Genomic DNA, 9818 nt, shown 5'->3' with positions numbered 1-9818 from the left:
TACTGAGGGCACGAGGGCGAGAGGGCGAGAGGGCACGAGGGCACGCAGAAGCAGGTTCGGAGCGATCGTGAGCGCTTGCGTGCCCTCTTGCCCTCGTTCCGACCTGCCCTCGCACGCCTTGAAGTAGGTCACGTTGGCCCGCAGGGCCTACGTGACGGCAGAGTGCAGGAACATCGCCTATCTCAGCAGCGAACTGACGCGGACCCCGCAGGAGAGGCCGCCGCACCAGGGCTGTCCGTTGGTCGGGGCTGTCTCGACGCCAAAGCTGACGTTGAAGAAGTAGGTCTGGCCGGGTTCCAGCAGACATCCCTGGCCATTGGGATCGGTGGTGAAGTCCAGCGCATTCGCGGCGGCAGGCCCTGCGAGGCAGGACGGTGGATTGATCGGGTACACCGACGGGCAGCGCGAGAGGCTGATTACCGATTCACCGATGACATCGAGGTCGTTCTGAACCTGCAGTGTGCCGCTCTGCGGCGTCATTGGAGCTTGAAACGCGAATACGCTGCTGCCGTTCGATGGCACGATGATGCGGTGCACACCGAAGACCGAAGGAAATGACCCGGAAAAAGTGCCGGCCCAGGCGCTGGTCGAGGTAATGCTCAACACCTGATGCGGACAGGTCTCGAAACCATCGCCGTCAAAACCCAGTACCTGAGCGTGGGCCGGGGAAAGCGCCAGTCCGATCATCCCCGCCAGAAGTATCCGCAAACGCATGGCCGTGGCTCCTTGTTGGAATCTCCAGTCGCCACATTAGTCTCAAATTGTAAACGGATCAAGGCTTGCCAGCAGGCGTCTGCCAGCGGCAAGCCTTGCTTGGCGATCGGGTCGCGGCTCGCTGACCGGGCTCAGCCTTCGCCACCGCTGTGGCAGGCGGCGCGACCGAGGATCGAGGCGGTGGCAATCAGTTCTTCCAGCAGCGCCATCGAGACCTTGCCCGATACTGCAAACGGGTCAAGCACTGCGCGTTCCGAGTATTTCAGCAGCAGCGAGGGGTTGATCTTGGCCAGATTGACCTGACCCATGGTCCAGCCGGCAAAACGGCGCTCGGTGACCTCTTCGTAATGCAGGATCACTACATGCTCGTGGCGCGGGTCCCGGGTGATCTGGTTGTACAGCGCATTGACGGCGTCGCGACCGCCTTCCAGCACCTGCAGGAAGACATCGCCACCGTGGCAGAGGATGCCGGTGATGCCACTCTCGGGATTGTGCTTGCGCGACGAGGCCAGGATGGCTTCGATCATCTTCGGCGTGAGCTTGGCACTGGTGCGACTGGCGTACAGCAAACGAACCAACATGACGATAGCCTCAGGATTTGTTGCGGTTGAGCAGGCTCAGGAATTCCCGACGCAAATTGGCGTCCTTCAGGAATGAGCCACGCATGACGCTGTTGATCATCTTCGAATCCATGTCCTTGACGCCGCGCCAGTGCATGCAGAAATGGTCGGCCTCCATCACCAGCGCCAGGCCATCGGGCTGCATCATGTCGTAGAGCAGGCTGGACAACTGGGTCACGGCCTCCTCCTGGATCTGCGGCCGGCTCATCACCCACTCGGTCAGGCGCGCGTACTTGGACAGCCCGATCAGATTGGAATGCTCGTTGGGCATCACCCCGATCCAGACCTTGCCCAGAATCGGGCAGAAATGATGCGAACAGGCACTGCGCACCGTGATCGGGCCGACGATCATCAGCTCGTTCAGCTGCTCGACATTGGGAAACTCGGTGACCGGCGGTGCCGCCACATAACGCCCGCGGAAGACCTCATTGAGATACATCTTGGCCACGCGCCGGGCCGTGTCCTGGGTGTTGTGATCGCTGTCGGTGTCGATCACCAGCGTGCGCAAGACCCCGGCCATCTGCTGCTGGACTTCGGTCAGCAACTCATCCAGCTCGCCCGGTTCGATGAACGCGGCGATGTTGTCATTGGCATTGAAGCGCTGACCGGAGGCCAGGATACGCGCTCGAATGCGTTCCGAGGCCGAGGACTCGGCAGCGGAGGCTGTGGCAGCAGCCGCGGCGGGCAACTTCTTGGGCATGCTTGGGTTCCGCGTAAGATTCCAGACAATGCTGGCATATTGCGCCGATCGGCGCGAATGCGGCGTGTCGGTGTGGCCCGTTGCTTGCCAACGCAGACCAGCAAGGGTCCGCTGCACTATGCTTGACCGCTGACACTGAACCACTGACGCCCACCACCAATGCCCGCTTTCGAATACCAGGCGCTGGATCAGGCCGGTCGCACCCACAAGGGCGTGCTTCAGGGAGACACGCCCAAGGCCGTGCGCCAGGTGTTGCGCGATCAGGGGCTGGTGCCGCTGGAGATGTCCGAAGTCCGCGAACAGGCGCCACGGCGCGAGTTCAAGGAGTTGTTCGGGCGCGGCATTGCGGCCTCGGACCTCGCCGTGCTGACGCGGCAGTGGGCGACGTTGGTCCGTGCCGGCCTGCCGCTGGACGAGGCGCTGTCGGCGCTGGCCGAACAGAGCGGTGATGCCCGCGCCCAGCGCATGCTGGTGGCGGTGCGTTCCAAGTTGATGGAAGGCCGCACCCTGGCCGATTGTCTGGGCGACTTCCCGGAGAGCTTCCCCGAGCTCTACCGCTCGGCGGTGGCGGCCGGCGAGCAGTCGGGCAAGCTTGATCGGGTGCTCGAACGCCTGGCCGGATTCCTCGAAGAGCGCCAGCAGATCGGCCAGCGCGTGATCGCCGCCCTGATCTATCCGGCGCTGCTGTCGCTGGTGGCCTTCGCCATCGTGGCCGGCTTGCTGGGTTATGTGGTGCCGCAGGTGGTTGGCGTGTTCGAACAACTGCAGACCGAGTTGCCCTGGCCTACGCGCATGTTGCTGGCGATGAGTGCCTTCGTGCGCACTTTCGGGCCGTGGTTGCTGATGGCCGCCGTGGCCGCGCTGGTGGCCTTCAGACTGGCGCTGGCGCGACCGGCTTTCCGCAGCCGCTGGCACGCCTTGCTGATGCGGGTGCCCCTGATCGGCCAGTTGCTGCGGGCCCAGGACACGGCGCGCTTCTCGCGGACGCTGTCGATTGCTACCGCCGCCTCGGTGCCCTTGCTGGAAGCGCTGCGTCTGGGCTCCGCCACGCTGACCTTGCTGCCGCTGCGAGAAGCCATCAGCGCCGCCATCGCCCGCGTGCGCGAGGGCGGCAGCCTGAGCCGGGCGCTGGCCGAAAGCGGACGTTTTCCACCGCTGCTGACGCGACTGGTGGGCAGCGGCGAGAAGAGCGGCGAACTGGAACCCATGCTCGATCACGCTGCCGATCTGCAGGAAAAACAGGTGCAGGGCGCCCTGGGCGCCTTCGTTGCCATCCTCGAACCGCTGCTGATCGTGGTCATGGGCGCACTGGTGCTGTTCATGGTGCTGGCCATCCTGCTGCCGATCTTCGAGATGAATCAGATCATTCGCTGAGGCCCCTGCGGATCTTCGATATCCGGGCGTCGACGCGATAGAGCCCCGCTGAGCCGCTGCGCGGCACAACGGGCTACACGCTCTTGGCGCGATGACGGGACAGCGTCCAGACGAGTCTGAACCTGCAAGCGACCGAAGCCCGTAGCCTTTCCCCGTGCCCCGTGCCCCGTGCCCCGTCGCCCCTGCCTACGCAGCTGCCGCCATCGCCGCAAGCCGGCCCTCAATGGGCGCCTGCCCAAACCAGCCGAGTTCGCTGGCCAATGCCGCAACCTCACCGATGTACAGCAACGACGGTGATTTCAGCTGGTGATCGCGCGCCAGTTCCGGCAATTCCGCCAGCGTGCCGACGATGACCCGCTGTTCGCGGCGCGAGCCGTTCTCGACCAGCGCCACCGGGGTATCGGCGCTGCGGCCGTGTTCGAGCAGCCGTTGGCGCACGATGTCCAGTTGCGCCCTGGCCATGTACAGCGCCAGGGTCTGGCGCTCCACGGCCAGAGCGCGCCAATCCAGGGTATCGATGGAGCGGGCGCAATGGGCGGTGGCCAGGCGCACCGACTGGGCGTGGTCACGATGGGTCAGCGGGATGCCGGCATAGGCGGCGCAGGCCACCGCTGCGGTGATCCCCGGCACGACCGCATAGGCAATGCCCGCTGCGCGCAGCGCTTCGAGTTCCTCACCGCCGCGGCCGAACACAAAGGGATCACCGCCCTTCAGGCGTACGACCACCTGACCACGGCGCGCATGCGCGATCATCAGGGCATGGATGTCTTCCTGGGCGGTACTGTGTCCATGGCCGTGCTTGCCGACGGCGATGCGCTCGGCGTCGCGGCGAGCCAATTCCAGCACTTCGGCGCTGACCAGCTGATCGTGCAGGATCACATCGGCCTGCTGCAGCGCCCGCAGCGCGTCCAGCGTCAGCAAGCCGGCCGCGCCCGGGCCGGCGCCTACCAGGATCACCCGACCGCGCCTTGCCGCGGCGGGCTGGGCCAAGGTGCGCAACAGCTCCTGTTCTGCCTCGGCCACGCGCCCGGCGTCGACCAGTGCCGAAACCTGTCCCTGCAGCAGTTCATCGTAAAAGGCGCGGCGCCGCCCCAGATCGGGAAAGGCCGCGCGGATGCGCGTGCGGCAACGATCGAACAAGCCCGCCAGTACGCCCAACGAAGGTGTCAGCCAACGCTCCAGGCGCTCACGCACCAGCCGGGCCAGCATCGGTGCGCTGCCACCGGAGGACACCGCGATCATGAGCGGGGAGCGGTCAATGACGGCCGGCACCTGAAAGCTGGACAGCGGCGCGTCATCGACGACATTGACCCAGATCTGACGCCGGCCTGCGGCCTCGGCCACCCGCCGGTTCAAGGCCGGGTCATCGGTCGCCGCCACCACCAGCCAGACGCCGTCGAGCTGCTGCGGCGTGAACTGCAAGGCCCGATGCTGCAGGCGTCCATCGCGCCTGCATTGCGCCAGCAGTGGCGTCAGCCGCGTCGCCACCACATCAACTTCGGCCCCGGCTCGCAGCAGCATCTCGATCTTGCGCTCGGCGACGTTTCCGGCACCGATCACCAGCACACGCCGGTCCTTGAGGTCGGCAAACAGCGGATACAGGTTCATGAGCGCCGCCAGGATTCGGGAGGATTTGAGCTTATGGACGTGTAGACGTCTGTAGAAATGAGCTGTGAGTGTGAGCTTATGCCTTGGGGGCATATGGGGTGTCGGTTGTTGGTTGTTGGTTGTTGGTCGTCGGGGCTCGGCTCTTGTGGGTCCAGACTTGTCTGGACCCACAAGAGCCGCGTGCCCTGTGCCCTGTGCCCCATGCCCCGTGCCCCATGCCCCATGCCCCGTGTCCCTTGCCCCGTGCCCGCCCCTTGCCCCGCCTCACCACGCCGCCTAGAATCAGCCGTCTAGACGTCTAAACATCCAATCCCATGACCCTGGTGCAACTGCGTCATCTGATCGCCATCGTCGATGCCGGTCTCAACCTCACGGTGGCGGCAGAGCGCGTGCATGCCACGCAGCCCGGTTTGTCCAAGCAGCTGCGGGCGCTCGAAGATGAGCTCGGATTTCCGGTGTTTCTGCGCAACGGCAAGCGCCTGACCGGGCTGACCGAACTCGGCAGCGAAGTGACCGCGCGGGCCCGGCTGATCGTTGATCAGGCCCGCAGCATCCGCGCCTTTGCCGCCAACACCCGCGCCGAAACCGATGGCGAGCTGCGCGTGGTCTGCACCCACACGCTGGCGCGCTTCGTGTTGCCCGAAGCCTTGGGTGAGCTGCGCCGTCGCTATCCGCGGGTGCGTCTGGCCATCGAAACCACGGATCCGGCTCGGATCGTCGAGGCGCTGGGCGGTGGCGATGTCGATGTGGCCCTGTCGAGCAGCGCCGGCCTGCCACCCGAAACCGGGCTGGCGGTGCCGCTGTTCCGCTGGCGCCGGGTGGCGCTGGTACCGGCCACCCATGTGCTGGCCAGGCGCAAGGTGTTGCGACTGGTCGACCTGGCCCAGCATCCGCTGCTGGTCTATCCGTCGACCGTGCGCCCGGGCTCCTCGCTGGCCGAGGCCTTTGCCGATCAAGGCCTGGATCCCGACTACGCGGTGACCGCCAGTGATGCCGAACTGATCCGCACCTATGTGGAACAAGGCATCGGCATCGGCATCGTCGCCGACCTCGCTGCCCATCGACTGCCGCCCGGCGTGCGTGCCATTCCGCTGGAAATGGCGCTGGCGCCCTGCACCACCTATGCACTGCTGCCGGCCAACCGGGTGCCACGCGACTACACGCTGGGATTGCTGCGCGGACTGGCGCCCAAGCTGGATCTGGCGGCGCTTCGGCGGGTGCTGGCGGGGCTGGAGAAGGCAAATTTCCCGGAGGCCGACTGGTTCAAGGGTGAGAGCCTGGACCTTGCGAGCCGCGTGGCGATCTAGGGGCTACCGCGGAGCAAGCGCCCGCATGGGAACGTGCGGGTGCATCAGAGCATCGCGGGCAGAGCCCGCTCCCACAGGTCGCCGCTGGGATCGCCGAGTTGTACTCGGCGCTGTTGATCTTCGCCCCGCCGACCCGGGTGCGCCTTGGCTTGCCCGGGCTACTCCACTGCCGACGACCAAAGCATCGCGGGCAGAGCCCGCTCCCACAGGTCGCCGCCGGGATCGCCGAGTTGCACTCGGCGCTGTTGATCTTCGCGCCGCCGACCCGGGTGCGCCTGCGGCTTGCCCGGACTAATTCATTGACGACGACCAACGCATCGCGTGCAGCGCTCGCTCTCACCAAACTGGCCGCAAGCAGTTGAATCAAACCTTTTCCGCAAAGGACGCAAAGTAAGGCGATTCCAAGGCTTCGGTTGGTGGTGTCGCCAGGCATCGTGTTCAGCCGGACAACCATTGAAACCTTCGCGTCCTTTGCGTCTTTTGCGGACAAAATGGGAAACCGCGAGATCGCCGCCAGTTTGATGCGCAAATAGGCGCACCGCCAAGGGCGAACGGCACTCGCTACTCGCTACAGCTCCGTATGCAACCCGCACTCGCGCTTGATGCCACCGAAACGGGTGTCTTCCTCGCGCATGCCGCTGCCCAGCGGTGTCGTGGAATGGACATCGCCGATGGAGACATAGCCGCGCGCCCACAGTGGGTGGTAGGGCAAGCGGTGTTTGCTGAGGTAGGTGAAGATCTCTCGATCGCTCCAGTCGGCGATCGGGTGGACCTTGGCTCGACCCTGGCGCCAGCTCAGGAAGGGCGTATCGCTGCGTGTGCTGGCCTGACTGCGGCGCAGGCCGGCGAACCAGGTGCCGATATCCAGCTCGGCCAGCGCCCGCTGCATCGGTTCGATCTTGTTGATCTGATGGTAGCGATCGAGCCCGGCCACGCCCTGCTCCCAGAGCTTGCCGTAGCGCGCTTCCTGCCAGCCGGGGCTGGTGTCGGCCCGATAGACCTTGAGATTCAGATGGAGCCTGGAGCTGAGCTGGTCGATGAACTGGTAGGTCTCGGGAAACAGATAGCCAGTGTCGATCAGGATCACCGGGATACCCGGCGCGCGCTCGTTCACCAGATGCAGCATCACGGCCGATTGCGCGCCGAAGCTGGAACTGAGGGCGTGATTGCCGGGCAGCTGTGCCAAGGCCTGTTCCACGCGCGCGCCGGCGTCGAGCCGGGCGAGTTGGCTGTCATCGAGCGTGACGATCTTTCTGAGGGCACTCACGTGGCCGTCTCCGTCAGCAGTACACGGTGGGCAAAATCGCCGAAGGCCTCGGCCGGGTGGCGCTCGGCCAGCCAGCGCGCGAAGCTCTGATCGAGCACGCGCAGGATCTCGGGCACGTCGATGTTTTCGCGGTAGAGGCGATTGAGGCGCTCGCCGAAGGCGTCGCCGCCCAGCTGCAGGTTGTAGCGACCCGGCGCCTTGCCGACGAGGGCAATCTCGGCCAGATAGGGGCGCGAGCAGCCATTCGGGCAGCCAGACAGGCGCAGGCTGACCGACTCATCGGGCACGCCGTGGCGGGCCAGCAGCGCCTGTACCTGGGCGCTGAATTCCTTCAGATAACGCTCGGCTTCGGCCATCGCCAGCGGGCAGGTCGGCAGCGCCACGCAGGCCAGCGCATTCAGTTCCAGCGGACTGCGCTGCAGCAACTCGGCGAGCCCGGTGTCGATGAACAATCGCTCGATCTCGGGGCGGTCCTCGGGGGCGATGCCGGCCACGATCAGGTTCTGATTGGCGGTGATGCGGAAGTCGCCGCGATGCACTTCGGCGATCTGCCGCAGGGCGCTGAGCAGCTGGCCGTCGTGGCGATCGGCAATGCGGCCGGCCGACAGACGCAGGGTCAGATGCCAGCGACCATCGCTGCCCTGGATCCAGCCGAAGCGGTCGCCGCGGGCCGTGAATCGGACCGGTCTGGCGGCTTCGAAAGCGACGCCGCTGCGGCGCTCGACCTCGGCCCTGAACCAGTCCACGCCGAGGCGGTCGATGGTGTACTTGAGCCGGCTCAGGCGGCGATCGGCGCGGTCGCCATGGTCGCGCTGGGTGGTCAGCACTGCTTCGGCGACCGCGATCTCGCGGCCACGCGGCACATAACCGAGCACACTCGCGGCGCGGGCGTAGGTGCGGGCATCGCCGTGGGTCATGCCCAGGCCGCCGCCGACCGTGACGTTGTAGCCCAGCACCACGCCGTCCTCAACGATGGCCACATAGCCGAGATCGTGGGCATAGACGTCGACATCGTTCTGCGGCGGCACCACGAAGGCAGTCTTGAACTTGCGCGGCAGATAGGTGGGACCGTACAGCGGCTCGTGTTCGGGCGTACCGGCCACCGGCTCTTCGTCCAGCCAGATCTCGTGATAGGCGCGGGTTTTCGGCAGCAGCGCCTCGGAGAGGGCCACGGCGTCGGCGTAGACCTGCGCGTGGGCCGCGCTTTCGATGGGATTGGCCGAGACCAGCACATTGCGGTTGACGTCGCCGCAGGCGGCAATGGTGTCGATCAGACTCTGGTTGATCGCCTGCAAGGTAGCCTTGAGTTCGCGCTTGATGACCCCGTGCAGCTGGATCGCCTGACGCGTGGTCAGCCGCAGGCTGCCGCCGCCGTAGCGACGGGCGATGGCATCAAAAGCCAGCCATTGCGCCGGGCTGACCACGCCGCCCGGCGTGCGCGTGCGGATCATGAAGGAGTAGTTCGGCTCCAGCTTCTGCTCGGCGCGTTCCTCGCGCAGATCGCGATCATCCTGCTGGTAGCTGCCATGGAACTTGAGCAGGGTCTGGTCGGGCTCGCGCAGGGCGCCGGTCCAGGCGTCGGCCAGGCTCTCGACCAGAGTACCGCGCAGACCGCGGCTCTCGGCCTTGATGGTTTCGACCGGGGACAACACCGCACTCATGACTGGCCGCCGGCAAGAAAATGACGTAGGTCACGTTGAGCGCGCAGCGATCTACGTGACATCGGTGACGAAGAAGGTTCGTGGCCGGCCGATGTCACGTAGCCGATGAAGCCGGCAACGTGACCTACGAATGTCGTCATATGATTCATGCTCATCTCAATACACATCCCGCTGGTAGCGCCCGGCGCTGGCCAGCGCATCCAGCTCATCGCTGGCGGCCTCGGCGTCGATGCCGCGAATACGGGCAATGGACTCGATCAGCGCCTGCTCGACGTCGCGGGCCATGCGCCTGGCATCGCCGCACACATAGAGATGGGCGCCGGCGTCAATCCAGCTGACCCATTCACGGGCCTGCTCCGCCAGCACGTGCTGCACATAGCGGCGTTCGGGCTGATCGCGCGAGAAGGCCACATCCAGCCGCTGCAGCTGGCCGCGCTTGAGGGCGCTCAGCCATTCGGTCTGATAGAGAAACTCGCGACGCAGATGACGATGGCCGAAGAACAGCCAGTGCCGTCCGCTGGCGCCCTCGGCCAGGCGTTGCTGCAGGAAGGCGCGGAAAGGAGCGAC

General features: G+C 65.8%; 9 protein-coding genes. 2 read left to right on the top strand and 7 right to left on the bottom strand.

Features of this window, described 5'->3' with window-relative positions; genetic code table 11:
• Positions 1–177: 177 nt before the first annotated feature.
• From H7A19_20175 to H7A19_20165, 3 genes are all read right to left on the bottom strand, one after another.
• Positions 178–714: a hypothetical protein gene (locus H7A19_20175; GenBank protein ID MCP5477148.1), complete on the bottom strand. Its 537-nt coding sequence runs from the start codon at positions 712–714 to the stop codon at positions 178–180.
• 131 nt (positions 715–845) lie between these two features.
• Positions 846–1295, bottom strand: coding sequence for a BLUF domain-containing protein (locus H7A19_20170; protein MCP5477147.1), 450 nt, complete (start codon positions 1293–1295; stop codon positions 846–848).
• Positions 1296–1305: 10 nt separating this feature from the next.
• Positions 1306–2034: a GTP cyclohydrolase I gene (locus tag H7A19_20165; protein MCP5477146.1), complete on the bottom strand. Its 729-nt coding sequence runs from the start codon at positions 2032–2034 to the stop codon at positions 1306–1308.
• Positions 2035–2193: 159 nt separating this feature from the next.
• Between H7A19_20165 and gspF the strand changes: the two genes are divergently transcribed.
• Positions 2194–3408: a type II secretion system inner membrane protein GspF gene (gene gspF / locus H7A19_20160; protein MCP5477145.1), complete on the top strand. Its 1215-nt coding sequence runs from the start codon at positions 2194–2196 to the stop codon at positions 3406–3408.
• A gap of 186 nt (positions 3409–3594) precedes the next feature.
• Here gspF and cobA read toward each other — a convergent pair whose 3' ends face one another.
• Positions 3595–5016 carry a uroporphyrinogen-III C-methyltransferase gene (gene cobA, locus H7A19_20155; GenBank protein ID MCP5477144.1) on the bottom strand — a complete coding sequence of 474 codons (1422 nt, stop codon included), beginning with the start codon at positions 5014–5016 and terminating at the stop codon, positions 3595–3597.
• A gap of 314 nt (positions 5017–5330) precedes the next feature.
• Here cobA and H7A19_20150 point away from each other — a divergent pair, with 314 nt between their 5' ends.
• Entirely contained in the window at positions 5331–6323 is a 993-nt protein-coding gene (locus tag H7A19_20150; protein MCP5477143.1) for a LysR family transcriptional regulator, read from the top strand.
• 568 nt (positions 6324–6891) lie between these two features.
• On the opposite strand, the gene H7A19_20145 is transcribed toward H7A19_20150, so the two are convergent.
• The 3 genes from H7A19_20145 to H7A19_20135 all read right to left on the bottom strand — a co-directional run.
• Positions 6892–7665, bottom strand: coding sequence for a phosphoadenylyl-sulfate reductase (locus H7A19_20145; GenBank protein MCP5477142.1), 774 nt, complete (start codon positions 7663–7665; stop codon positions 6892–6894).
• Positions 7587–9251 carry an assimilatory sulfite reductase (NADPH) hemoprotein subunit gene (gene cysI / locus H7A19_20140; protein ID MCP5477141.1) on the bottom strand — a complete coding sequence of 555 codons (1665 nt, stop codon included), beginning with the start codon at positions 9249–9251 and terminating at the stop codon, positions 7587–7589. Before cysI ends, H7A19_20145 begins: the two co-directional genes overlap by 79 nt.
• 156 nt (positions 9252–9407) lie before the next feature.
• Positions 9408–9818, bottom strand: a 411-nt coding sequence (locus H7A19_20135) for a hypothetical protein (GenBank protein MCP5477140.1), incomplete at its 5' end; no start/stop codon positions are given.

Source organism: Rhodanobacteraceae bacterium (genome assembly GCA_024234055.1).
Classification (GTDB): Bacteria; Pseudomonadota; Gammaproteobacteria; order Xanthomonadales; family SZUA-5; genus JADKFD01.
This window is presented reverse-complemented; position numbering and strand designations above follow the sequence as displayed.

What these genes read in the sequence shown, in the direction of transcription:
- cobA (MCP5477144.1), bottom strand. Translation starts at nt 5,016, where the DNA reads ATGAACCTGTATCCGCTGTTTGCCGACCTCAAGGACCGGCGTGTGCTG.
- H7A19_20175 (MCP5477148.1), bottom strand. Translation starts at nt 714, where the DNA reads ATGCGTTTGCGGATACTTCTGGCGGGGATGATCGGACTGGCGCTTTCC.
- H7A19_20150 (MCP5477143.1), top strand. Translation starts at nt 5,331, where the DNA reads ATGACCCTGGTGCAACTGCGTCATCTGATCGCCATCGTCGATGCCGGT.
- gspF (MCP5477145.1), top strand. Translation starts at nt 2,194, where the DNA reads ATGCCCGCTTTCGAATACCAGGCGCTGGATCAGGCCGGTCGCACCCAC.
- H7A19_20165 (MCP5477146.1), bottom strand. Translation starts at nt 2,034, where the DNA reads ATGCCCAAGAAGTTGCCCGCCGCGGCTGCTGCCACAGCCTCCGCTGCC.
- H7A19_20170 (MCP5477147.1), bottom strand. Translation starts at nt 1,295, where the DNA reads ATGTTGGTTCGTTTGCTGTACGCCAGTCGCACCAGTGCCAAGCTCACG.
- cysI (MCP5477141.1), bottom strand. Translation starts at nt 9,251, where the DNA reads ATGAGTGCGGTGTTGTCCCCGGTCGAAACCATCAAGGCCGAGAGCCGC.